22 protein-coding genes are annotated in these 22,623 nt (G+C 61.9%); 5 read left to right on the plus strand and 17 right to left on the minus strand.

Features of this window, described 5'->3' with window-relative positions; genetic code table 11:
• Nucleotide 1 precedes the first annotated feature (1 nt).
• Nucleotides 2–1,036, plus strand: coding sequence for a Gfo/Idh/MocA family protein (locus JQ629_RS17920; protein WP_212413783.1), 1,035 nt, complete (start codon nucleotides 2–4; stop codon nucleotides 1,034–1,036).
• Between the two features lie 277 nt (nucleotides 1,037–1,313).
• Here the strand turns inward: JQ629_RS17920 and JQ629_RS17925 are convergent, their stop codons facing one another.
• From JQ629_RS17925 to JQ629_RS17975, 11 genes are all read right to left on the minus strand, one after another.
• Nucleotides 1,314–2,870, minus strand: coding sequence for a hydantoinase/oxoprolinase N-terminal domain-containing protein (locus tag JQ629_RS17925; RefSeq protein ID WP_212413784.1), 1,557 nt, complete (start codon nucleotides 2,868–2,870; stop codon nucleotides 1,314–1,316).
• Nucleotides 2,871–2,874: 4 nt separating this feature from the next.
• Nucleotides 2,875–3,984: an S-methyl thiohydantoin desulfurase family protein gene (locus JQ629_RS17930; protein WP_212413785.1), complete on the minus strand. Its 1,110-nt coding sequence runs from the start codon at nucleotides 3,982–3,984 to the stop codon at nucleotides 2,875–2,877.
• Nucleotides 3,981–4,655, minus strand: a complete 675-nt coding sequence (locus JQ629_RS17935; RefSeq protein WP_249135127.1) for an AroM family protein — start codon at nucleotides 4,653–4,655, stop codon at nucleotides 3,981–3,983. Before JQ629_RS17935 ends, JQ629_RS17930 begins: the two co-directional genes overlap by 4 nt.
• Before the next feature lie 4 nt (nucleotides 4,656–4,659).
• The gene (locus JQ629_RS17940) at nucleotides 4,660–5,733 is read right to left on the minus strand and encodes an ABC transporter ATP-binding protein (RefSeq protein WP_212413786.1); all 1,074 of its coding nucleotides are present in this window, start codon (nucleotides 5,731–5,733) and stop codon (nucleotides 4,660–4,662) included.
• Nucleotides 5,730–6,782: an extracellular solute-binding protein gene (locus JQ629_RS17945; RefSeq protein WP_212413787.1), complete on the minus strand. Its 1,053-nt coding sequence runs from the start codon at nucleotides 6,780–6,782 to the stop codon at nucleotides 5,730–5,732. The genes JQ629_RS17940 and JQ629_RS17945 overlap by 4 nt, the downstream gene beginning before the upstream one ends.
• 28 nt (nucleotides 6,783–6,810) lie before the next feature.
• The gene (locus tag JQ629_RS17950; RefSeq protein ID WP_212413788.1) at nucleotides 6,811–7,620 is read right to left on the minus strand and encodes an ABC transporter permease; all 810 of its coding nucleotides are present in this window, start codon (nucleotides 7,618–7,620) and stop codon (nucleotides 6,811–6,813) included.
• Between the two features lie 8 nt (nucleotides 7,621–7,628).
• Nucleotides 7,629–8,501 (minus strand): ABC transporter permease, encoded by an 873-nt coding sequence (locus tag JQ629_RS17955; RefSeq protein ID WP_212413789.1) that lies wholly within the window; start codon nucleotides 8,499–8,501, stop codon nucleotides 7,629–7,631.
• Nucleotides 8,498–9,292, minus strand: coding sequence for an IclR family transcriptional regulator (locus tag JQ629_RS17960; protein WP_212413790.1), 795 nt, complete (start codon nucleotides 9,290–9,292; stop codon nucleotides 8,498–8,500). The genes JQ629_RS17955 and JQ629_RS17960 overlap by 4 nt, the downstream gene beginning before the upstream one ends.
• A 62-nt stretch (nucleotides 9,293–9,354) precedes the next feature.
• The gene (locus JQ629_RS37130; RefSeq protein WP_249135128.1) at nucleotides 9,355–9,834 is read right to left on the minus strand and encodes a hypothetical protein; all 480 of its coding nucleotides are present in this window, start codon (nucleotides 9,832–9,834) and stop codon (nucleotides 9,355–9,357) included.
• A gap of 437 nt (nucleotides 9,835–10,271) precedes the next feature.
• Nucleotides 10,272–11,633, minus strand: a complete 1,362-nt coding sequence (locus JQ629_RS17970) for an amidase (protein WP_212413791.1) — start codon at nucleotides 11,631–11,633, stop codon at nucleotides 10,272–10,274.
• Nucleotides 11,630–12,808: an MFS transporter gene (locus tag JQ629_RS17975; RefSeq protein WP_212413792.1), complete on the minus strand. Its 1,179-nt coding sequence runs from the start codon at nucleotides 12,806–12,808 to the stop codon at nucleotides 11,630–11,632. Before JQ629_RS17975 ends, JQ629_RS17970 begins: the two co-directional genes overlap by 4 nt.
• Nucleotides 12,809–12,852: 44 nt before the next feature.
• Between JQ629_RS17975 and JQ629_RS17980 the strand changes: the two genes are divergently transcribed.
• Entirely contained in the window at nucleotides 12,853–13,194 is a 342-nt protein-coding gene (locus JQ629_RS17980) for a hydroxyisourate hydrolase (RefSeq protein ID WP_212413793.1), read from the plus strand.
• A gap of 8 nt (nucleotides 13,195–13,202) precedes the next feature.
• Here the strand turns inward: JQ629_RS17980 and JQ629_RS17985 are convergent, their stop codons facing one another.
• The 6 genes from JQ629_RS17985 to JQ629_RS18010 all read right to left on the minus strand — a co-directional run bounded on the left by JQ629_RS17985 (nucleotide 13,203) and on the right by JQ629_RS18010 (nucleotide 18,607).
• Nucleotides 13,203–14,018: an ABC transporter permease gene (locus JQ629_RS17985; protein ID WP_212413794.1), complete on the minus strand. Its 816-nt coding sequence runs from the start codon at nucleotides 14,016–14,018 to the stop codon at nucleotides 13,203–13,205.
• A 3-nt stretch (nucleotides 14,019–14,021) separates the two neighbouring features.
• Nucleotides 14,022–14,885: an ABC transporter permease gene (locus JQ629_RS17990; RefSeq protein ID WP_212413795.1), complete on the minus strand. Its 864-nt coding sequence runs from the start codon at nucleotides 14,883–14,885 to the stop codon at nucleotides 14,022–14,024.
• A gap of 11 nt (nucleotides 14,886–14,896) precedes the next feature.
• Entirely contained in the window at nucleotides 14,897–15,940 is a 1,044-nt protein-coding gene (locus JQ629_RS17995) for an ABC transporter substrate-binding protein (protein WP_212413796.1), read from the minus strand.
• A 34-nt stretch (nucleotides 15,941–15,974) separates the two neighbouring features.
• Nucleotides 15,975–17,069: an ABC transporter ATP-binding protein gene (locus JQ629_RS18000; RefSeq protein ID WP_212413797.1), complete on the minus strand. Its 1,095-nt coding sequence runs from the start codon at nucleotides 17,067–17,069 to the stop codon at nucleotides 15,975–15,977.
• 75 nt (nucleotides 17,070–17,144) lie between these two features.
• A complete protein-coding gene (locus tag JQ629_RS18005) occupies nucleotides 17,145–17,894 on the minus strand; it encodes an aspartate/glutamate racemase family protein (RefSeq protein ID WP_212413798.1) in 750 nt (249 codons plus the stop codon).
• A gap of 2 nt (nucleotides 17,895–17,896) precedes the next feature.
• Nucleotides 17,897–18,607 (minus strand): GntR family transcriptional regulator, encoded by a 711-nt coding sequence (locus JQ629_RS18010; RefSeq protein WP_212413836.1) that lies wholly within the window; start codon nucleotides 18,605–18,607, stop codon nucleotides 17,897–17,899.
• Nucleotides 18,608–18,815: 208 nt separating this feature from the next.
• Between JQ629_RS18010 and JQ629_RS18015 the strand changes: the two genes are divergently transcribed.
• The 3 genes from JQ629_RS18015 to dusA all read left to right on the plus strand — a co-directional run bounded on the left by JQ629_RS18015 (nucleotide 18,816) and on the right by dusA (nucleotide 22,503).
• Nucleotides 18,816–19,550, plus strand: coding sequence for a maleate cis-trans isomerase family protein (locus tag JQ629_RS18015; protein ID WP_212413837.1), 735 nt, complete (start codon nucleotides 18,816–18,818; stop codon nucleotides 19,548–19,550).
• 21 nt (nucleotides 19,551–19,571) lie between these two features.
• The gene (gene hydA, locus JQ629_RS18020) at nucleotides 19,572–20,981 is read left to right on the plus strand and encodes a dihydropyrimidinase (RefSeq protein WP_212413799.1); all 1,410 of its coding nucleotides are present in this window, start codon (nucleotides 19,572–19,574) and stop codon (nucleotides 20,979–20,981) included.
• Nucleotides 20,982–21,513: 532 nt separating this feature from the next.
• Nucleotides 21,514–22,503, plus strand: a complete 990-nt coding sequence (gene dusA, locus JQ629_RS18025) for a tRNA dihydrouridine(20/20a) synthase DusA (protein WP_212413800.1) — start codon at nucleotides 21,514–21,516, stop codon at nucleotides 22,501–22,503.
• The last annotated feature ends 120 nt before the right edge of the window (nucleotides 22,504–22,623 follow it).

Raw genomic sequence — 22,623 nt, forward strand, 5'->3', positions numbered from 1 at the left:
CATGGACAAGATCGTAGCCACGGCGTCGAAGCAGCGCGTCGCATTGATCGGTCTCGGCATGGCCGTCACCCCGCATGCCCGGGCGCTTCGCGATCTGTCGGACCGGGTCGAGGTTATCAACGCCTACAGTCCGACGCCGGCACGGCGGGAAGCCTTCGGCCAAAACTTCGATTTTCCACTCACCGAGCGGTTTGAGACCATCCTGGAGGATCGTTCGGTCGAGGCCGTGCTGATTCTGACGCCGCCCAATACCCATCTCGATCTCGTCGGCCGCTGTGCGGCGGCGGGCAAGCATATCCTGCTGGAAAAGCCGATCGAGATCACCACGGCACGCGCCGAAGCCCTCGTTGCTGCGACCCGTGAGGCCGGCGTCCGGCTCGCCATCGTGTTGCAGAACCGCTACCGTCCCGCCTGCCTCGCCTTGAAGGCGGTCCTGGACCAGGGTCGCCTTGGGCGGCTCGTCGGTGTCTCCGCCGCCACCAACAATTGGCGGCCGCAATCCTACTACGACGAGCCCGGGCGCGGCACGCGCGCACGCGACGGTGGTGGCGTGCTGCTGACCCAAGCCATACACACGCTCGACTTGATGCTGTCCTTTGCCGGTGTGCCGCAAGAGGTCACCGGCTTTGCCGCGACCAGCCCGATCCACCGTATGGAGACCGAAGACATCGCCGTCGCCGCGATCCGCTATGCCGACGGCGCCGTCGGCACGGTCAGCGCCACGACGTGTGCCTTTCCCGGTCTGCCGGAACGCATCGAACTGATCGGCGAGGCCGGCGTCGCCGTTCTCGAGGGCACCGTGCTGAAGGTCGCGTTCCACTCCGGTGAGGTGCTCGAGGCCGGCGATGCCGCCGCCGGCGGGGGTACCGGCGCCGATCCCATGGCTTTCCCGCACGCCTACCATCAGGCGCTGATCTCTGATTTTCTCGATGCCATACGTGACGGCCGCGATCCGATGACCTCAGGCGAAGAGGCACTCAAGGTGCATCGCTTCATCGACGCGCTGCTGGCCTCCCAACCGCAACGGTCGAAATGATCGCCATAGCATCGGCTCGAACTGGCAGTGGACCAGCTACAGAGATCGGACAGTGTGGACAACCTGATCTATTTCGACCGCGAATATTACGTTGTGCCGGCCGGCCGGGCCGGACAGCGGTCGGAATGATTTCGGAGGTCTCGCCAGACTACGACTCCCGGGACGGAGTTTCGAATCGTTCCGGGCCAGTTCTGGCGCGAACGGGCATTGAGCAGTAGGGGTATCGCTCAGAGACATATTTGTCCTCCATGTCCTGCCGCAAAGGAGCGGTCATCGCTTAAGCTACCTCGCGGCTGGCTTCGATTCGATCAAGCGCACCGGCAACGCGGACACGGACCCGCAGCGAATTGCCCGGCAGGTAGGCGATCGGCATATCCTCGATCTCGATCGTCTTGAGGCTATCGGGATCCGCCCCGGCGTTGATAGCCTTGCGTTCAGCAATTTCCAGCGCTGCCGCAATGGCCTCGTCGCGCGTGAGATCGCGGAAGACCTGATCGGCCTCGCCGCTGACGCGGGCAATCGCCGCGCCGACGGCATTGGCACAATCACCGAACGGGACCCGGATGATCTGTGAAACGCCGGCCAGCTTTTCGGGCACCAGGAAGGCGCCTCCACCGACGGCAATCAGGGGAGCATCGCCGGCCTCGGTTTTCATGCGGTCGATATTTTCTTCGAGTTGCCGCTTAGCGTCGGTGAGCGCCGCGGCGATCATCTCCTTTGAGATCGACCCGGTGCGGGAGCGATCCCCAACATCGAGCAATCTGGCGGCGACCGCGATGTCAGTCGCGGTCAATTGCTCGCCACCGAACACAAGCGCGTCTTGCGTCAGACGGTAGCCGACGCTGAGCGGGCCCACCTTCGCCGACACGGGATCGATGTGGCTGCCGCCACCGAGACCGATCGACAGCAGGTCCGGCATCCGGAACAGCGTGCGTACGCCACCGACTTCGACGACTGTATTGGCCTCCCGCGGAAATCCATGGCGCAACTGGCCGATGTCGCTTGTGGTGCCGCCGACGTCCACGACCAGGGCGTCTTCGAGTCCGGACAGGTGCGCCGCGCCGCGCATTGAGTTGGTCGCACCGGAGGCAAAGCTCATCACGGGAAAGGCAATGGCCGTATCAGCCTGCATCACCGTGCCGTCATTTTGGGTGAGGAACAGCGGCGCGTCGATGCCGCTTTCGGCGGTCGCATCGCGGAAGGCGGCCACCGTTTCGACGGCGAGCTCGTGCAGCACCGCATTGAGAAGTGCTGCGTTCTCGCGCTCCAGCAGGCCGATCCGCCCAAGATCATGCGACATCGTCACGGCGACATCCGGGCAGATCTCCCGCAGGATATCGCGCGCCGCAATCTCGCAGCTTGGATCGAGCGGCGAGAAGATCGACGAGACGGCCACCGAGCGTAGCCCGAGATCGGCGATGCGCCGTGCGGCGGCGCGCATGCCGGCCGTGTCGAAGGGCACGATCGGCCGGCCGTCATAGTCGTGGCCGCCTTCGAGCATGAAAATCTCGCCGCGCACGCCTGCGGCGAGATCTTGCGGCCAATCGCAAAATGGTGGCAGCGATGCGCTGGCCGGCATACCGATCCGGATCGCCGCGACCTTCATCAAATTCCGGCGTTGAACCACGGCGTTGATGAAGTGCGTGGTTCCGATCACCACCGCATCGACCGGTCCCCGCGTGGCGGGGTCGGCGCGCAAGGCTTTCAGGGCGTCGAGGATGCCGGATGTCACGTCTTGCGTGGTCGGGCGTTTGACCGCGAAAACCACCTTGTCGCCATCAAGCAACACGGCGTCGGTGTTGGTGCCGCCGACGTCAATTCCAATGCGTCGCATCAATTTACACTCCAGCGCCAGCGCGCTCTTCGAAAACCGAACGGAAATCCAGGTCGTAGCCAAAGGCGCGGGGACCGACGAATTCGAGGCCACGCGGGCTGGTCAGGACGGCGGGAGCCGGCAGCGCCACCACGGTGACGCGCTGGCCGTAGCGGACCGTCTCGGTTCCAACCGCATGGCCCGTGACGCTCTCAAGCACGCAGATCAGGTCGGGCGACATCGCGACCGCCTTGCCCTCGCGCCAGGCGACGATCCACTCGTTCTGGAACGAAAGCTCCAGCCGGGAACCGCGATCGTCGTCGATGCCCTCGATCGTGACAGAGCCGCGCAAAAACCCTTCCGTCGTCCGGCGGGCGACATCGACCACCTTGCCGGCGAAGAGCCGCTTGCCACCTTCGCTTTCAAGCAGTGCCGCGATCGGATCGGCATGCAGGCGGTTGGCTTCACGCACCAATCGGCCGATCCGAATCGCCGCGGTGGTCGTGAAATGGATGCCCCAATCCTTGACCTCCCGGCCGGTGCGCGGCGCCTTGCTGGTCGAGGCGATCGAGCCCATTTCGACGCAAATCTTGCGGCTTGCCCGCTCCATCCATTTCCATGTAGGTACCTTGGTCACCATCGCTTCGATGCCGCGCGGATCGTACAGCGTGCAGGGGTAGGGTCGCAGCCCGCCAATCGCGAACGATGTCATCTGCGCCTCCGGAAATGCGCGCCCCATGCAATCGGCGTCGACCACCGGGATGCCGAGATGGGCCGCCGCCATCAGCGCCTGCGTGCCGTTGCCGCCACCGATCTCGAGGGACATCACGGCGCGGAATTTGAAGCCGCCGAATTCCTCCTGCATCTCGACCGCGCGGGCGATGTTGCGGCTGTCGGCCAGGCGTTCCTGACCGATCAGCGGCGCGCCCATGTTGGAGACGACGGCGACACGATCATCATCATCAAGATCCAGCGGCGACATCAATTGCACGCGATAGCCTTGCGCGTAGAGCCGGCGCAGGTTGAGCAGACCCAGATAGGGGCTGCCGCCGCCACCGGTGCCGAGAATCCATGCGCCGACGGCAAGGGACTCGATATCTTCGAGCGTGATCTCGGTGAGAGCGAGCTCCTTCATGCGACCAACTCCTCGACGGCCCGTGCGGCGACAGCGATGGCGAGGATGACCGGCCCACCATAGGCCAGGCGCGCACGCGCCTTGTTGGCGCGCGTGTAGCTCATGCAATCCATCACGACGAGGTCCGGCGACAGCGTCGACATTTTGCGTGCGGCCTCATCGACAGCCGCGGCGTCGGACCCCGGCCGCATCGTCACGCCGACGACTTCGACGTCTGGCCGCTGCCATTTCCCGGCAATCAGCGCGGTCTGTTCCGGCAGCGGCGAGAAGATTCCGAGACGCCCCTTCGGAAACACCGCCTCGACCATATGATGCAGCACGGCTGAGGGCAGGATCACCATGCGATCCGGCGCGAGGTTGGGGAATTTTCCGGTGCAGGCGAGCATGGCGACCTTGACGCCCTCGCGTGCGAAATTCTCGATCTGGATCGCCGCCCGCGTCTCGACCGCCTTCTTGCTGATGGTGACACTGTCGCCATTCGGCAGCAGGGTGAACAGGGCGTCGTGGCCGTCGCGCGGCGGAATCGCGTCGATTTCGGCGCGCGTCATGCCGTCGAGCGCGCCGCGCAGTTCGATCTCCAGCCCGGGGGATAGCACCGCCGCGATTTCGGCTACGATGGCAGGTCGCGGGCTCTGGCCGATCACGACCACGCCCATGCGTTTTTGTTGCATGATATCAGTCCCTCAAAATCACGATGTCCGATGGTTTCCAGCGCAGGGCGACGGCGGCGCCGGCTGGAAACAGCTGATGCGAGCCATTGTTCGGTTGTTGCGCCAGCAGGCGCCTGCCGCCTGCCGTCTCGATCCGGTAAAGCACCGAACCGCCCTGGAAATTGGCGCTCTCGACGACACCGTCGAGGCCATGGTCGGTTAGCGCGGGTGGGGTAGCCAGGCTGATCTTCTCCGGCCGCAGCGCGATCGAAACTACGCCGTTTGCCTTGGGCGGCGCGGCCAGCGCGATCGACAGGCCCTTGTCGACCTGCAGGACGGAGTTGCCGCCGCCGTCGCGGATCACCTCGCCGCGGAACAGGTTGGTGTCACCGATGAAATCGGCGACGAAGCGCGTGCTTGGCCGGTCGTAGATATCGGACGGTGCGCCGATCTGCTCGACCCTGCCGGCATTCATCACGGCGATCCGGTCGGACATCGCGAGCGCTTCTTCCTGGTCGTGGGTGACGAAGACCATGGTCAGACCGAGTTTGCGTTGCAGCTGCTTCAGTTCGAACTGCATCGCTTGCCGCAGCTTCTTGTCGAGCGCGCCGAGCGGCTCGTCGCACAGCAGCACCCGCGGCTCAATCACGATGGCGCGGGCCAGGGCGACGCGCTGCTGCTGGCCCCCGGAGAGTTCGCCGGGGCGGCGGTCCTCGTATCCGACGAGCTCCACCTGTGCCAGCGCATCGGTGACCTTGCGGGCAATCGTGCTGCGATCCATGCCGCGCATGCGCAAACCGAAGGCAACGTTTTCACCGACCGTGCGATGCGGAAACAGGGCATAGTTCTGGAATACCATTCCCATGTCGCGCTTGTGCGCCGGCACATGGGTGACGTCGAGCCCACCGACCTCGATGACGCCTTCGGTCGGCGTCTCGAAGCCGGCGATCATTCGCAGCGTCGTCGTCTTGCCGCAGCCGGATGGTCCCAGCAGCGAGAAGAATTCTCCTTCCCCAATGCTCATATCGACGGCATCGACGGCACGCGTGGTGCCGTCATAGGTCTTGGTGACGGCGATAATGTCGATACGCGCGCTCATGCGCGGAAGATGCGGTTGACGCGGGAATCGATCTTGTCCTTGCGCGCATTGTACCATTTCCAGTCGGGCTGGATCAGCTTGGCGACCTTCTCCGGCGTGGTCAGAAGCTTTTCGTTGTACTTGTCGTCGAGCTTCACCTTGCTGTTGGCCGGCGAATACCAGACCGACTCGGCCAGCGTCTTCTGCACGTTCGGGCGCAGCATGTAGTTCACATAGGCGTTGGCGAGTTCGCGGACCTTGGTGCCCGGCGTAAGCGTGAGGACCTGTTCCAGTGAGAGAACGCCTTCGGACGGCGCGACGAAGGTGGTCGGCTGGTTCTGGCCGTCATAGCGCAGGATGCCGGAATCATGGATCACCGCTAGGCCGACTTCGCCGGAAAGGATCATCTTTTCCATCGTTCCGGTGAAGTCGACGAGCTTGATCGGTTTCAGCTTTTCCATCGCCGCATATGCGGCGTCGAGATCGGTCATTCCCTTGCCGAAGAGGGCGCCGCTCATCATCAGGAAAGCCTGGCCAAGGCTGTTCACCGGAATGACATAGCCGCCGCGCACGCCGTCATAGGCACGGTCCCAGAGCTCCTTCCAGGACGCGACCTTGGCGTAGCCCTTGTCGGTGCGCATGCCGAGGCCGATGGCGCTGGTGAAGATGCAGACGCCGACCATCTTGTCGCTGACGGCATAAGGATAGACGTCGGCGATATTCGGGACCTGCTTGGCGTCGATCTTGGCTTCGACGATCCCCATCTCCAGTGCGGCCCATTGCTCGTTGGAATTGGTATGCAGCACGTCATAGACCGGCGCCGAACGCGGGCTGGCCTGGAGCTTGGGCAGGTATGGAAAGGCCGAGTCCGTCTCCACCTTGCACTTGAATTCCTTTTCGAAGGCGGGGATCAGTTCGCTCGACATGGTTTGTCCCCACTTGCCGCCCCATCCGGTAATGCGCAGCGTCGCGGCATCGGCGCGGGCGACGTGGGGAGCGGCGATCATGCCGATGCCGGCGGCGGCACCGGTGGCGAGGAATTGACGTCGGTTCAGCGGCAGGCGGGTCATGGGACGATCCTCTCTCTGGGAATGACAGTCAAAGCTTGGCGTAGGACCTGAGCCCGACCGTGCGATCGAGCCCGACGACGACCAGCACGGCGAGCAGGATCGAGACCACCGAGGCGGCGCCGATCGTTCCGTCCAGATCGAACTTCAGATAGTTGAACAACGTGATCGGCAGCGTTTCCCGGCCCGGGGAGACGAGGAAAAGCGATACCGGAAACTGGTCAAAGGAGACGATGAAGGCGAACACGGCTCCCGCCATCACGCCGGGCTTGGTCAACGGCAGCGTCACCTCGAAATAGGTGCGCAAGGGACCGGCGCCGAGGTTGCGCGCGGCCTCTTCCAGACGGGTATCGAAATTTTGCAGAACCGCCAGCGTCGTGCGCACCACGTAGGGAATCGACACCAGCGTATGGCCGAGCACCAGCCCCCAGAGCGGCCGGCCGACATCGAGCAGGACATAGGTCTGGAACAGCGCAAGGCCGGTCAGGATCGCCGGCAGCATCAGCGGCGACAGCATGATCGCGGTGATGACGCGCGTGCCGGGCAGCCCGCCGCGTGCCAGGGCGAGCGCGGCGCTGGCACCGAACAGGGTTGCCGCGACGGTCGTCATGACGGCGACCTCGAGGCTCAACCGCAAGGCGTTCATGAAATCGCGCGAGGCAAAGAATTTTTCGAACCAGCGCAACGAAACGCCAACCGGCGGAAACTGGATATAGGGGGTCGGATTGAGAGCGAACACGAAGACGATGGCGATCGGCGCCAGCAGGAAGACCACCACCGCAACATTGAGGGCCAGGTAGCAGAAGCGGCCAATGCGAGGGGTGAATGGTGCTGTGGTCATCGGCGGCCTCACTGCAGATCGCGCTGGCCGGAGACCAGCCCGAGGATGCGGTTATAGGCGATGACCAGAACCAGCGAGATCGTCAGCAGCACCATGCCGAGTGCGGCGGCAAAGCCGACATTAAAGCTCGATGAGATCTGCTGGTAGATCAGCATCGGCAGCGTCATGATCTGGAAGCCGCCCATCAGGATCGGGGTGACATAGGCGCTGATGGCCAGCGCGAACACCAGCAGCGAGCCGGCCAGGATGCCCGGCAGGCTCAGGGGCAGCGTCACTTCGAGGAAAGCCCGCAGCGGCGAGGCGCCGAGATTTTGTGCCGCATGTTCCAGCCGCTCGTCGATCCGCCCGATGACGCCGACCAGCGTCAGGACCATGTAGGGCACGTAGATATGCGTCAGGCCCAGCACGATGCTGAATTCGTTGTACATCAGCGGCAGCGGCTTCGAGATCAGGCCGAGCCCGATCAGTGCCTGGTTGATCGCGCCCTTGTCCGACAGCAGCGCCATCCAGGCAAAGGTGCGGACGACAATGCCCGTCAGCATCGGCGTTAGCACGGCCATCATCAGCATGGCATAGGCTGTGCGACCGCGGATGCGCGCCATCCAATGCGCCAGCGGGTAGCCGATCAGCAACGCCGCCAGCGTAGTGAGCAGGCCAATCCGAAGCGTGGTCCAGATCACCTCGAAATAATAAGTGTCGTCGAGAATCCTCCGATAGTATTTGGTCGTGAAATCGACATTTGGCTGCACGACCGGATTGCCGGTGAGCAGGCTGATCATGGCCATCAGCCCCATCGGCAGGAAGAAGAATAGAGCGAACAGCAGGGCGCTCGGCGCGATCAACCAGGCAATCGGCGTGATACCCGTGCGAGCCGCGTTCATCTTGATGCGGCCTTGTGCTTTGGTGCGCCGTCATGCAGCGCGACCCATATCGGATCATCGAAAAGCCGGCCGAGGTCGACGGCCATCGCGCGCAGCGCCTGCCAGAGCTTCGCGCGCTCTTCGGCCGAGGTCAGCTGGCTCGGATAGGATACCGCGACCCCGATCGTTTCATTGGTGTCGCGGCGGGTGAGTGCGAAACCCAGCGAGCCCACGCCCGGCAAGGATTCATTGCTGGCCTCGGAATAGCCGGTGCGGCGGATTTCGGCGATACGCGCCATCAGCGCCGTCAGATTCCGCGGTGCAGACGGCGAGATTGCAGGTAGAGGCTTTGGCAAGCGGCCGCGAATATCGGCATCGCTCAGGCGCGCCAGCATGGCTCGGCCGTTGGATGTCGCGAAGGCCGGCGCCCGCACGCCCGGCGGCGTTACCACCTGAAGCGGATTGGATCCGGGGACGACGCGCAGCACGACCTGTTCGGCGCCGTCGAGCACCGAGATGTAGCCGGTATGGCCGGTCTTGGCACAGACCGCACGCAACCGCTGCTCGGCGAGGGCGACAAAATCATTCTGGGTTCGATGCAGCCGGCCGAGTTCGAAAACCAGCAGGCCCGGCCGATAACGGCGGGTCAATGCGTCCTGCTCCAGCAGCCCACACTCCTTAAGCTGACGCAGCAGCCGCGACGTCGAGCTCTTCGGCTTGCCGGTGAGCCGGATCACGTCAGCATTGCTGATCTCCGGCCGATGCGGGGCGAAGCAGCGCAAGATCTCAATGGCATTGTCGAGGGCGCTCATGGTCTTGCGTTCATGGTCGTGTCGAGGCTTTCCGAGTAGTTCCGAAAAATGGAACCTAGTTTTTAATTTTGAGACCTGGAAAGGCCGTCGTCAACGGGCGGAGGCGCGGCATTTTTGGACAATCCGCGCTTAAAACTCGCGCAGATGACCGCAAAATTAATCGTTCCGAGGAATTTGAGAGACGCCACTCGTTTGGACGGCGCGTTGTGCATCACAAGGCCCAGCGCCGATCTCGATTGAGCGCGGGCAGCTTCACGCTGCCGAGCTCTGTCTTTTAATGACGCCATCACGGCAGCTTTTGACCGGCGAGGGGGCTTTCCAACTCGTGCGTCTTCATCGTGCAGGTCGATCAGATCGCCAAACGTGCGAACGCTCCGCGCCACGCGTGGCTTGGACGATCCGTTGCGGTCGCTATTGCGCTCCATCTCGAGCGCCCATTCTTCGCCGTCCTTGTGCCGTCGGAATGTCTCGGCCACATAGCGGGTCTTGCGGCGGACCTGGACGCGCCAGTTTCCAGATGCCATTTGTGTGAAGGTCGCCACGCGTGTGCACTCCGACTTTCGTGTGCACGGAGAGGTCAAAACGAGTACAGACGTGTGCAATTTCGTCTAGTTTGGAGTGCACAATTTCGCTGTTCGTCCCATTGAAGAGTAGATAAGCTGTTGAAATATCAAGGCTATCGCTTCTCCGTCGCGCCGATGATGGATTGGGCCGGGACTTTTCGAAAAACAAAACACAATCAGCACTTAAGCGCGGTCGCCTTCCGCCATGCTGTACCAAATGCAGTACCGACCATGTTCAAATAGCCAGCTGGCGAGCAATTTCGGGTTGCCGGTTTTGTTTGGTGGCTGCCTCGTATCGCAGCGTAAATCTATTCCTCGTCGAATGGCCGCTCATGGATCGTGAATTTGACCAACTCGCGCTGGGCTGGATCTTGAACAAGATTCCTCATGATAGGTTGGAACAGGAGTTCGCGTATTCAATGAGGAAGAGCGCGTATCTCATCCTCAATGCGCGTTGCTGCGCGGAGCAACAGTCGGTCCCGTCCCCTTCGTGCGATAATCTGAATCCCGAATGGAAGGCCGTTGCCGTCGCATCCGCAGGGAATTGTGATCGCCGGAAGGCGTGCGTGATTGACGAACGGTGTAAAAGCGGCGTGAACTCGAGGGCTTACTTCCTTTCCACCGATCACTTTGGGGCCGAGTTGAGCAAGTGGCCAGGCAACGCAGGGAACGGTCGGTGCCAAAAGTAGATCGAATTCGCGGAAGAACTCGGCGAAAGCAGTTGTGATGGCTGAGCTTGCTCCAAGGGCGGCAATAACGTCTACGCCGCGCAAGGAAAGACCGCGCTCAATCTGTCTGGCTACGTCTGGATCGAATTGTTCGGGATCCTTTTGGAAGGCTGCGCCGTAGAGTTCGGCAAGTCCCCCGTGCTGCAGCGGCATCAGCGCCTCCTCGGTTGCGCCGGGTGGCCATACCGGGTCACGACGGACAGATCGCAGGCCTGTTTTGGCGAGATGCTCTACTACTACTTCCAGCCTTTCGGAGATCGCGGGATCGACGGGTGTATCGAGCCCCAGCTTAGGCGAGAATGCGACACGCAGATCAGACGAATCGACGTCACTGCTTTCGACCAGCGCGGAATCAGAATCGCGGGCATCGGGGCCCGCCATGGCTTCGAATGCGAGCGCTGCATCCGCGACGTTTCGAGCGATGGGCGCGATCACAGATATGCCAAAAAAAGGTTCGGCGAACCCCGGGCCATATGGAATGGCGCCATATGACGGCTTGAAGCCGACAATACCGACATGGGCCGGAGGGCGCCGGCTGGAGCCGCCAGCATCGGTGCCGATTGCTAGCGGTACGAGATCGGCTGCAACGGCCGTCGCGGGGCCGCCCGACGAACCACCGGGCGTCAAATCTGGATCAAGCGGATGTCGCGCTGAACCGAACAGCAGCGACGTCGTGACGCCCTTGCAGGCGAATTCAGACGTGGCGCCCATGCCCACGACGACAGCTCCCGCCTTCTTCAATCGCTCGACGGCAATGGCGTCGCACGGCGCCACAAAGTCGGCAAAAAGCCGGGACCCCTGCGTTACCCTCCAGCCATCAACCCAGATATTGTCCTTGATCACAACGGGGACGCCAGCCAGAGGTATGCTTTCACCGAGTTGCAAGCGACGGTCTATCGTGGCTGCGTCTGAAAGCGACCGCTCGGAGTCCACGGTTACGACGGCATTGAGCGCTTTGGCGGCAGCGATACGATCCAGCGTGGCGCGGACGATTTCGACGGCTGACGCTCGCCTGCTCGAGACTGCGGCGACGATTTCGTGAGCATTCATCGCGCGCCTCCCCGAACGAGCGCTGCTGTCCCACCAAACGCAAGGATTGCGAGGCCGACGAATGCGCCAGCGAGGCCGGCGAAGGCCTCAATGGCGGAAATGAAGACCGGGGTCGCTAACAAGCCGGCATACGAAGCTGTCAGCACGGCGCCGGTTGTCTCGCCGATGCGATCTTGTGGCGCAAGCCGGGCGACCTCCGCGAGGAATACGCCATTCCAACCGCTGGCTGTTAAACCGAATGCTGCAGCGAGCGCATACGGTCCCGATTTACCCAGCATATCCCCCCAAGCACCGAAGATGGTTGCACATATAGTCATTCCCAAGCCGAGGCCGATCAGGACCAATCGTGCGGAATTGATGCGCATGGCAAGGAAACCCCAGCCGAGCCGTCCCAACAAGCCGCCTGCTTGTGCGCCGGCAAGCGCGGCACCGGCTTCGAGATGGCTGAGCCCGAGTTCGCGTACACCAAGCGTGACAAAATAGGTATTGAGGGCAAGCTGCATTCCGCTAAAGGGTATCGAGGCCGCCGCGAGCGCTGCGATACGACGGTCGGAGCTTACCAATGCCAGCCGTGCACGCATGCCGAGTTGCCGAGGCGCTTGCGCCAGCTCTTCATATCGCGGTCGCAGCCACTCGAATACGATGATCCCGCAGATGGCGCAGGCGCCCACCGCTGCGTAGGACCACTGTGGGGCAAACCAGATGGCGATCGCGGGCAACGCAAGCGAGCCGCAGACCGCACCGATCTGATTGCCTGTCTGGCGAACCGAGAAAACCAGGGGACGTCGCTCATCGGTAACCAATTTGCCCAGCAGTGCCGTACTAGCAGGTGTCTCGGGTCCAAAGGCGAGGCCGAGACAAAGCCCCGCCACGAGCAGGGCCGCGCCTGATCCTATCGCCGCGAGTGCCATGCTGGCGACCACCGCGCCGGCGCAGAGGCTGGCCATGCGAAGAGATCCGATGCGGTTGATCAAGCCACCCGTCCAAAAAGATGTGACAACGCCGACGGCGAATACCGCCGTCGAGAACATCGAGAGGCTGGGAATATCGAGATGAGCGGAGGGTGCCACAGCTCCCGGTGCAAACAGCGCGAGCGCCACGAGCGCCTGTAGCCACGTCATGGCCGCGAGTGCTGGCAGGAGTGCTGGCCGACCTGCCGCTGGTGCGTGTATCATGCGCCAGGGCCTGACAGACAGGCGACCAAGGGACAGGAGAGCAAATGGCCGGCGGAATATCCATTCATGCTGTCGATGTCGCGAGCGGGCGCCCGGCGCAGGGCTTGCGTGTCGAGATTTGGCGCATTGAACCCGCGCCCACGCGAATCGCGGAAGGCCGACTTGGCTCGAATGGCCAGCTTGACCACCCAGTGGTAGGTGGATCGGGGATCGAAGCTGGCGAGTACGAAGTTCACTTTCACCTCGGCGAATTTTTCGCAGGTGGTGCAGGCGCCAGTTTCCTCACCGTCGCACCTTTCCGTTTCAGGGTTGAGGAGGTGGATGAGCATTTTCATCTGCCAATGAAGTTCACCCGCTGGGGCTATTCCCTGTTTCGGGGAGCGTGAGTCGCACGTCAGCTGGTCAATCGCTTCGACAGGCCGGTGACACGCTCCATGATCGCCATGAGCGCCACCGTAGCTATGATCAGAACGCCCGACAATGCAGCGATCGTCACGTCGAGCTTGCCCTCAAGGTCCTGCCACATCCGGATAGGCAGCATGTCGGTTGCCGCATCCCGCAGGAACAGTGAGACAGGCACATTGTCGAACGAGGACATGAAGGCGATGAACGCACCGGCAATGACCCCGGGGCGGATCAGAGGCAATACGATCCTGCGAAAGGTGTACAAGCGGCTGGCGCCGAGAATGGCTGAACTTTCCAGCAGGGTCGGCTCAAGCTGGGCAAGCGCCGCTACCGTGTTGCGCACCACATAGGGAACGCAAACGACGGTGTGGCCTATGACGAGGGTAAGTGCGGAAACTGGCATGCCGACCAGCGAAAACAGCATCAGCGCAGACAGGCCGAAGGCTAGGGCAGGAAGGACCAGCGGCGACATGAAGAGCGAATCGAGGACGCGCGCCGAAAGCGTAGGCGAGCGTGCAATAGCCAGTGCGGCGGCAACACCGAGCACGACGGACAAGCCGGTCGACCACATTGCGACGATGAAACTGTTCTTTGCAGCAAAATGCAATTGCCAAGCATTCCACAGCTCGGCGTACCATCGCGCCGAATAGCCGGGCGGCGGAAATTTGAGCGAGAATCCGTTGGTGAACGAGACGATCAGAACGACAAGCGACGGCGCGATGATGACGACCAGTGCGATCAACGCGATCACAGTCATCACGAATTCGAAGCTGATGGCTTCCCACGTGCGTTTCCGGCCGCCCATCGGTCAGGCTCCACCATATCCGCGCGACAGCCGGCCCAGCATACCGAACACCGTCACGACCGCGAGAACCGCAAGAAGAAAGATGATCGAGATCGCGGCAGCGAATGGCCAGTTCTGCAGTGTCGATGCCTGCTGGTAGAGATACATCGGCATGAACAGCATTTGTCCCCCGCCGACCAGCGACTGCGTGATGAACGCCGTGATGGCGGCGGCATAGGTGAGCGTGCAACCCGCGATCACGCCCGGCAGCGACAACGGCAGCACCACTTTCCAGAAGGTACGCCAGTTCCCTGCGCCGAGCGAACAGGACGCATCCTCGAGGTTCATGTCGATCCGACCGAGCGCCGTTATCAGCGGCAACGTCATCAGCGGCATCTGCACCTGGGCGAGGGCAAGGACCACCCCGACCTGGGTGTAGAGAAGGCGCATTGGAGTGTCGATTGCACCGATCGAAAGAAGTGTCGAATTGATGATGCCTTGACGGCCCAGAATGACGATCCATGCAAAGGTGCGTACGACAACGCTTGTCAGGAGCGGCAGCAGCACGATGAGGATGATGAGCGTCTGAGCTCGCGATCCGACTCGATGATAGAGCCACGCGATTGGAAAGCCCAACACCAGACACAGGACCGTCACTTCCGCGCCCAGGAGCAGCGTCGAGCCGAGTACGCTCAGGCTGAATGGATCGGTCAAGAAATGAACGTATTGGCCGATGCCCCAGACAACGCCGGCCGTATCGTTGTGCAGTGAAAGAACGAACAGCTGGACCAATGGCGCGACGAAGAACAACAGGAAGAACAGCGCCAGCGGTGCAGCCAGCCCTATACCGTATGATGTGACGTCGCGCGGCACCGATGTGGCAGCCATCGTCGTGTTCCTCAGAGCTTGATTTCGCGGTTGAACCGTTCGATCCAGGCGGAACGCTGCTCGTTGATCTTCTTCCAGTCCTGAAAGACGAATTTCTTTTTCAATTCTGCGGTGTCCTTCGCCAGCACGCGCGCGATCTCGCCCGCCATCGGGACCTTTGAATTCGTAGGGACGATCAGATAGGGCGAATTCATCAGGGTCGTCTGCACCTCAGGTGAGAGGGACGCTTCGATGAGCTTGAAGGCGAGCTCCTTGTTTGGCGAGTTCTTGACGACGTGGATCGTGGTCTTGAAGGCGATCGCGCCTTCCTTCGGCGCCACGAATTCAACGGGAACGCCGCGCGCCTTGAGAATCTGGATGGCATTGAAATTACCGGGCGAAATATCGATCTGGCCCTGCTGGAACAACGTCGCCAATGCACCCGGATTGGCCGCGACCGCTGCCAGGTTGGGCTTCAGCGCTTCCAATGCCTTGAAGGCGGGATCGACATTGGCTTCCGAGCCACCATGCATCTTGGCGATTTCGACAAGCCATCCGGTGCCGAGCGTCGAATTCAGATTGGTGATGCCGACTTTACCCTTGAACGCCGGTTTCCAGAGGTCGGCCCAGGAGGTGGGCGGCGTCTTTATCGTGTCGGGATTGTAAGTAAGACCGACCACTTGGAAGAACGGCGCCGGCGCCATCGGTTCCTGGGCTTCGGCAATGAGGTCCCTGTAATAGGTGCTCTTTTCGACCGGGAACGCCTCGACGATATCCTGACCAATGGCAACGAGCGCCGGACCAGGATCGTGCAGCATCACATCGATCGGCGGATTGGTACGCGCCGCGTTTACTTTTGCGATCTGGTCGACGGACAGCATCGGGTCGAGCACGATCGACGCGTCGGGGTTCGCCTTGCGAAAGGCCGGGACCAACACCGCCTTGTGGGCCTCCTCCCAGCTTCCCGTGAATGTGGCGAAAACCAACGGACGAGCCTGGGCATAGCTTAATCCCGGGAACGCCTTCATGGCGCCGAGGGTCAATGCGGTCGTTAGAAGTGTTCTGCGATTGATCATGAGGCTTTACTCCCGTTGTATTCTGACGCCGAACTCAAAGTGATGCTGGAAATACGGTGGCGAGGGATGGAGCGAGCGGCGCAATACGCACCGCTACGCCACTCTCCAGCAGGCGCGTTTCGCCAAAGCGCGCCTGGGATATTTTCACGCCCGATCCGTCCGCGGTCGTGACTTCATGCACGACGGTTGCACCGAGGGGCAGGGCCATCCCGACCACGCCGGCGAAGCCGGAATCGTCGGTCACGAACTGCAAATATTCGGGCCGAATGCAAACGGTGACCCGACCACCTTCCGTCATCGATTTCGTTGCTGGCCTGGCGATGATCTCAGCCCCGGCGTCGAGGCGAACTTTCGCGCCGGTCGGATCGGCCGACACCAGTGTGCCCGGCATCCGATTGGTCGAACCGACGAATGTGTTCACGAACAATGTTTGCGGACGGTCGTAGACGTCGGACGGTGATCCGAACTGTTCCAGCCGGCCCTGGCTGAGAACCGCGACGCGGTCGGCCATAGACAGCGCTTCTTCCTGGTCGTGCGTCACAATGAGCGTTGTAATTCCGGAAACGCGCTGCAGGCGCTTGACTTCAATCTGCATGTCGAGCCGCAAATTTTTGTCCAGCGCGGCAAAGGGCTCGTCGAGCAGCAGGATCGATGGTTTGATAGCCAGTGCGCGCGCTAGCGCCACACGCTGTTGCTGGCCACCGGAAAGCTGACGCGGCAAGCGCTCGCCCATCGAGGAAAGCTGCACGAGCTCAAGCAGGCGCTGCGCTTCGCGCCGACGTGTCGCCGTGTCGACGCCACGCGCGGCGAGACCATAGGCGACGTTTTCGGCGATCGTCAGATGCGGAAACAGGGCATAGTTCTGGAAGACAATCCCGACGGCGCGGCGGTTGGGGGGCAACGCATCGACGATCTCGTCGCCGATGATGATCCGTCCTTCGGTCTGGGCGATAAAGCCCGCCACGATGCGCAGAAGCGTGGTCTTGCCGCAGCCGGACGGGCCGAGCAATGCGATGATTTCGCCGCCCTTTACGTCGAGATTGATGTCTTCCACCGCGATCGCACCACCGGGATAACGGTGTGTGATTGCGTCAAGTACGAGCGAACGACCGCCCTTCGCTTCAGCCATGGAGCACTCCTCTCGACTTCAATGGGAAAGCAAATCCCGTGCCTGTGCTATCGTCATTTTCGAGGGACGTGCATCTCAAGCGTCGCGATGTTCGAGACGGGCGGCCAGCGGACCGGCGAGGCCTTTCGTCGGCTTTGCAGCGGGCCGGCGAAATGTCCCCGCGCTCGCTTTTCGCAAGCGGAGCGCGTGCAGGGCTTCGACCTGTTTGACGGCGGCCACGACCTGGTCGATGACAGGCACCGGAATGCGATCGGCGACCCGCTCGGCCAGTCCCGATAGAGGCGCGCCGGCCAAAATGAGGACATCGGCTTCGTCCTCTTCCACCGCGCGCTTGGCAAGTTCGACGAGCAGGTCTTCCTTCTCAGTCCCCACTTCTGCGATCTCACGGAACGGACCATCGAGCATGCGGATACCCGCGCAGCGATCCCAGAGCCCGTGCGCGCGAACGCATTCCTCGAACCATGGGCCGAGCGCCCGCGCGAATGTTACGAGGCCAAACCGGCGTCCCGCCATGCAGGCGGTCAGCATCGCAGCCTCCGCCATGCCGACGATGGGGATGTCGAACAATTCCCTGGCTGCGAACAGGCCAGGATCGCCGAAGGCTGCGATGATCGCGCCGTCGAATTCGCGATGGTGCTCCGCGAGCATTTCGAGCGCAACGGCGCCGCCGATCTGGGCTTCGGCGCGCGTCGAGATATAGGGGGCGCCGCGCGGGGCGGTGAGGGGTGTCAGCGCCGTTCCCGGCGCAGCGGCGCGCTGTCCGACCGCCAGCATCAGGTCGGTGATGTCCGTGCGGGTGTTCGGGTTGAGGAGCAGGAGTTTCATCGTCACGCCGCCGGCCTGCTGAGTGTAGTCTTGGGCAAGACTTCCAAAAGCGCGGTGCCGGTGCGCTGCACGTGCGCCGAGAGCAGACGTCCGGCGAGTTCGCCATCGCGAGCTTCGAGTGCGGCAAGAATGGCCGCGTGTTCCTCAACAGAATTGCTCCAGCGCCGCTCCGCCCCGAGTGCCAGATAGCGGGCACGCTCTGCCCTCGACAGCAGCGTCTCATGCGCCTCGCGCAGCGGCGCATTCCGCGAGGCGCGAACGATCAGGCCGTGTATCTCCCCATTGATGGCGAAATAATCGTCGAGCTTGCCGTCCCTGTGATGGTGCTCCATGCGCGTCTGCAGGAGGCGCAGACGTTGTAATTCGCGCTCGGTGGCGCGTTGAGCCGCGAGTTCAGCCGCAAGTCGCTCGATCCCTGCGAGCGCTTCGAACAACTCGAGTATGCGATCCGTCTCGATCTCGGCGATCCGCGGGCTGCGGTTCGGTCTTAATTCCACCAGTCCTTCGGCGGCCAATAGCTTCATGGCTTCACGCAGTGGCGTTCGAGAAACGCCAAGCGCCTCTGACAGCTTGGTTTCTTGCGTCGGCGACCCAGGCTCCAACTCTCCGCGGATGATCATGGCTCGCATCCGCGCCGCGGCGCGCTCATGCAGGCCTGTCCGCTTGAGCTTGAGTGTCTTTCGCCCCGCACCGTCGTCCCTTTTTTTTCGCACGCTTCCGCCTCGCTGGACTTCCACTCTAGCCGCTATTGGCTCGAAGTAGTTGCCCAAATTAATTACTTATCTAGATGAAAACAATGGCATATTGAACAAATTGTATGCAGTGTGCAGAAATTCATTGCGGTGGCTGGCGTAGGGAAGGATGATTGAACGTTGGCGTCGTTGCGCCGCAAATATTGGCCAGCCGAAACGTGGTCCTGTGATGAATGCAATGCGAACGCGCCTTGGGATGCTCACGCCATCGTCGAATTCGGTGCTTGAGCCGGTGACCTGCGCCATGCTCGCCAGAGCTCACGGGATCAGCGCGCACTTCTCCCGTTTCCGGGTGACCGAGATCGCGCTTGATGCCCAGGCGCTCGATCAGTTCGATCTATCCAATATCTTGCCGGCGGCGGATTTGCTTGCCGACGCCAAGGTCGATGCCATGGCCTGGAACGGCACTTCGGCCAGCTGGCTGGGAATCGAGCGCGACCGGAGCCTGTGTGAAGCGATCAGTGCGCGCACCGGAAGGCCTGCCACGACGTCGACGCTGGCCTGCATCGATGCGGTGCGGTTGAGTGGCGCGCAACGCATCGGCTTCGTGACGCCCTATACGGATGACGTGCAACTACGAATCGGCGAGGTCTGGGCGGGCGCAGGCATTGCCTGTCATGCGGAACGCCATCTCGGCCTGCGCGATAATTTCTCGTTCGGAGAGGTAACTCCTGCGGAAATCACCGAAATGATCCGTGCCGTTGCCGCAGAGGGGTGCGAGGCTGTCGTGGTCCTCTGCACTAACATGGATAGCGCAACCGTGACCGCGCCCCTGGAGCGCGAACTGAATGTCTTGATCCTCGACTCCGTCGCGGTCACGTTGTGGCAAACATTGTTGCTTGCGCGTGCAGACCCGAGAATACTGTCAGGTTGGGGGCGGATCTTTCAGTCCCCACTTTCCTAGAAGCGACCGGAGGCATTCCACGTGGTCCAATTTGACCTCGCCGTTCGCGGCGGCACGATCGTAACGGCCAGCGACGAATTCCGGGCCGATATCGGTATTCGCGATGGCTGCATCGTGAGCATCGCCGACCGCATCGAGGGCGCTTCGCGGGAGATCGATGCAACGGGCCTGCTGGCATTGCCCGGCGGCATCGACAGCCACGTCCATATTTCGCAGCCGTCAGGGCCTGATGTCGTGATGGCCGATGATTTTGCCTCGGCCACGCGCGCCGCCGCGGCCGGCGGCAATACCACGATCCTGCCGTTCGCATTGCAGATCAAAGGCTCATCGCTACGCGCCTGCGTCGAGGAATACCGAAAACTCGCCGAAGGCGAGTGCTACATCGATACATCGTTTCATCTGATCATATCCGACCCGACGGCGGTCGTTCTCGGTCAGGAACTGCCGGCGCTCGTCAAGGACGGCTACACGTCCTTTAAGGTCTTCATGACCTATGACGACCTGGTTCTAAGCGACAAGCAGTTGCTCGAGGTTTTTGAGGTGGCCCGCCGCGAGCAGGCGCTCGTGATGGTGCATTGTGAAGGGTACGACGCCATCCGCCACCTGACCGAAAAACTGGAACGCGAAGGGCATATCGCGCCGTATTTTCACGGAACATCGCGGCCCCAAATCGTCGAGCGAGAAGCGACGCACCGTGCGATCAGCCATGCCGAAATTGTCGGTGTTCCGATCATGATCGTTCACGTGTCGGGCAGGGAGGCGATGGAGCAGGTGCGTTGGGCTCAGCAGCGGGGCTTGCCCGTGCATGCGGAGACCTGTCCACAATACATCACGCTAACCGCTGATGATATGAAGGGCCTCAACATGGATATGAGTGGTGCGAAATATGTGTGCTCGCCGCCGCCGCGCGACAAGGAAAGTCAGGAAGCAATCTGGGAAGGTATCACCGGCGGCGTCTTTCAGACCTTTTCATCCGATCATTGCCCATTTCGCTATGACGATCCGATGGGCAAGCTGACGCCGAATTCGCGTACATCGTTTCGCTGGGTACCAAACGGAATCCCCGGAGTGGAAACGCGGCTGCCGATCTTTTTTTCGGAGGGGGTGTCGAAGGGACGGATCAGTCTCCAAAAATTCGTCGAGCTGACCTCCACCAATCACGCGCGAATTTATGGCCTCTACCCCCGCAAGGGTTCGATCGGCGTGGGCTTCGACGCCGACATCGTCTTGTGGGATCCGAAGCTGAAGAAAACGATCCAACAGTCCGATCTACACCACGGTTCGGACTACACGCCGTGGGAAGGGTTTGAGGTAACCGGCTGGCCGGTCACGACCATCGCCCGTGGGCGGGTGGTTGCAGAAAATGGAAAGATCGTCGGAGAGAAGGGCGCAGGTGAGGTGATCAGCCGTGGCACCTCAAGCCTGATCTGAATGGTCTGGCGAGATCGTCAAGTGCGGATCTGACATCCCCATCAAGAAATCTTGCGGCCTGTTTTCGCCGTCCTTCTTGCGCTTCTAGGGGTATTGCGTGCCTTCGATTTGAAGCTACCACCGCCAACTTGCAGCATCACCGCGGCATTAGTCCGCCGTGCTCAAGTTCTCTTACGCTGCGATCGCCGAAACTACGATCGGAGTATCGCGGGCCTAGGCACCGGCAAAGCGCAGCGCTATTTTGCTTCTGACTTTGATCGGCGTTGTGATCGGTTACTCGATGCCAGCGGAATCGAAGTGATCGAGGTCGTCGTGATTAGGGTGTAGCAACGCAGTACTGCATGCGCTCAGCCAGTACAGCAATGCAGTACCGGCTCAGGTAAAAGTCGACATAGGCGAAATTACGTGAAGAAGCCAGAATGGTTCAACCAGTTGAAAAGAAAGGAAAATGCTTTAGGTCTATCGCTCCGATCATTGGTCGGCCCAGGAAACGGCTGGACGGATTTGTGTCGTAAAATTCAATGAAAGCAACATGTTAGACCACCGCTTTTCCGTCGCCCCCATGATGGATTGGACCGACCGGCATTGCCGCGTATTCCACCGTCTGATGACGCGGCGGGCGCGGCTTTACACGGAGATGCTGACGACCGGCGCCATCATCCATGGCGACCGAACGCGGCTGCTCGGCTTCGACCAGAGCGAGCACCCCGTTGCGCTGCAGCTTGGCGGCTCCGATCCGCGCGATCTCGCTACCGCTGCCAAGATCGGCGAGGATTTCGGCTATGACGAGATCAACCTCAACGTCGGCTGTCCGTCGGACCGGGTGAAGGACGGCCGCTTCGGCGCCTGCCTGATGGCGGAGCCGGCGCTGGTTGCCGACGGCGTTGCGGCGATGAAGCGCGCGGTGAACATTCCCGTCACGGTCAAATGCCGCATCGGCATCGACGACCAGGATCCGGAAGTGGCGCTGGACGTGCTGGCGCGCGGCGTCGTTGCCGCGGGCGCCGATGCGCTGGTCGTGCACGCCCGCAAGGCCTGGCTCAACGGCTTGTCGCCGAAGGAAAACCGCGACATTCCGCCGCTCGATTACGACAGAGTCTACCGGCTGAAGGCCGCGCTGCCCGAGGTGCCCGTTATCATCAATGGCGGGATCGGCAGCCTCGCCGAGGCGAAGGCGCATCTTGCCCATGTCGATGGCGTGATGCTGGGGCGGGCGGCCTATCAGGAGCCGTGGCGATTGCTCAAGGTCGATCCGGAGTTATTCGGCGAGGCGGCGCCGCATGCGACCATGAAGGATGTGTTTGAGGCTATGATGCCCTACATCGAAAACCAGCTCGGGCAGGGCACGCGGCTGCATTCGATGACGCGGCATTTCGTCGGTGCGTTTCACGGCGTGCCGGGGGCGCGCGCCTTCCGCCGCCATCTCGCCGAAAACGGCGTCAGGCAAGGCGCCGGCGCCAACGTATTGTGCGATGCGATTGCGCTGGTTGATATCAGCGTGGCGTCTTCGATCGCGGCCTGACGGCAACGCTTCTGGCGCGCGACCCAGGCTGATGGCAGCGTTGGTGCTGCCGGCAATTTCTTCAATTAGCTGTCTCGCTTTCACGAGCCTGGCCACTCCATCTTTCACCGGCTCACTTGC

Origin of the sequence: Bradyrhizobium sp. AUGA SZCCT0222, from assembly GCF_018130205.1 — a bacterium.
In the GTDB taxonomy this organism is placed as follows: domain Bacteria; phylum Pseudomonadota; class Alphaproteobacteria; order Rhizobiales; family Xanthobacteraceae; genus Bradyrhizobium.

Bases quoted from the DNA above. Each gene is read 5' to 3' on its own strand.
- JQ629_RS17920 (WP_212413783.1), top strand. From the start codon at position 2: ATGGACAAGATCGTAGCCACGGCGTCGAAGCAGCGCGTCGCATTGATC.
- JQ629_RS17925 (WP_212413784.1), bottom strand. From the start codon at position 2,870: ATGCGACGCATTGGAATTGACGTCGGCGGCACCAACACCGACGCCGTG.
- JQ629_RS17930 (WP_212413785.1), bottom strand. From the start codon at position 3,984: ATGAAGGAGCTCGCTCTCACCGAGATCACGCTCGAAGATATCGAGTCC.
- JQ629_RS17935 (WP_249135127.1), bottom strand. From the start codon at position 4,655: ATGCAACAAAAACGCATGGGCGTGGTCGTGATCGGCCAGAGCCCGCGA.
- JQ629_RS17940 (WP_212413786.1), bottom strand. From the start codon at position 5,733: ATGAGCGCGCGTATCGACATTATCGCCGTCACCAAGACCTATGACGGC.
- JQ629_RS17945 (WP_212413787.1), bottom strand. From the start codon at position 6,782: ATGACCCGCCTGCCGCTGAACCGACGTCAATTCCTCGCCACCGGTGCC.
- JQ629_RS17950 (WP_212413788.1), bottom strand. From the start codon at position 7,620: ATGACCACAGCACCATTCACCCCTCGCATTGGCCGCTTCTGCTACCTG.
- JQ629_RS17955 (WP_212413789.1), bottom strand. From the start codon at position 8,501: ATGAACGCGGCTCGCACGGGTATCACGCCGATTGCCTGGTTGATCGCG.
- JQ629_RS17960 (WP_212413790.1), bottom strand. From the start codon at position 9,292: ATGAGCGCCCTCGACAATGCCATTGAGATCTTGCGCTGCTTCGCCCCG.
- JQ629_RS17970 (WP_212413791.1), bottom strand. From the start codon at position 11,633: ATGAATGCTCACGAAATCGTCGCCGCAGTCTCGAGCAGGCGAGCGTCA.
- JQ629_RS17975 (WP_212413792.1), bottom strand. From the start codon at position 12,808: ATGATACACGCACCAGCGGCAGGTCGGCCAGCACTCCTGCCAGCACTC.
- JQ629_RS17980 (WP_212413793.1), top strand. From the start codon at position 12,853: ATGGCCGGCGGAATATCCATTCATGCTGTCGATGTCGCGAGCGGGCGC.
- JQ629_RS17985 (WP_212413794.1), bottom strand. From the start codon at position 14,018: ATGGGCGGCCGGAAACGCACGTGGGAAGCCATCAGCTTCGAATTCGTG.
- JQ629_RS17990 (WP_212413795.1), bottom strand. From the start codon at position 14,885: ATGGCTGCCACATCGGTGCCGCGCGACGTCACATCATACGGTATAGGG.
- JQ629_RS17995 (WP_212413796.1), bottom strand. From the start codon at position 15,940: ATGATCAATCGCAGAACACTTCTAACGACCGCATTGACCCTCGGCGCC.
- JQ629_RS18000 (WP_212413797.1), bottom strand. From the start codon at position 17,069: ATGGCTGAAGCGAAGGGCGGTCGTTCGCTCGTACTTGACGCAATCACA.
- JQ629_RS18005 (WP_212413798.1), bottom strand. From the start codon at position 17,894: ATGAAACTCCTGCTCCTCAACCCGAACACCCGCACGGACATCACCGAC.
- JQ629_RS18015 (WP_212413837.1), top strand. From the start codon at position 18,816: ATGAATGCAATGCGAACGCGCCTTGGGATGCTCACGCCATCGTCGAAT.
- dusA (WP_212413800.1), top strand. From the start codon at position 21,514: ATGTTAGACCACCGCTTTTCCGTCGCCCCCATGATGGATTGGACCGAC.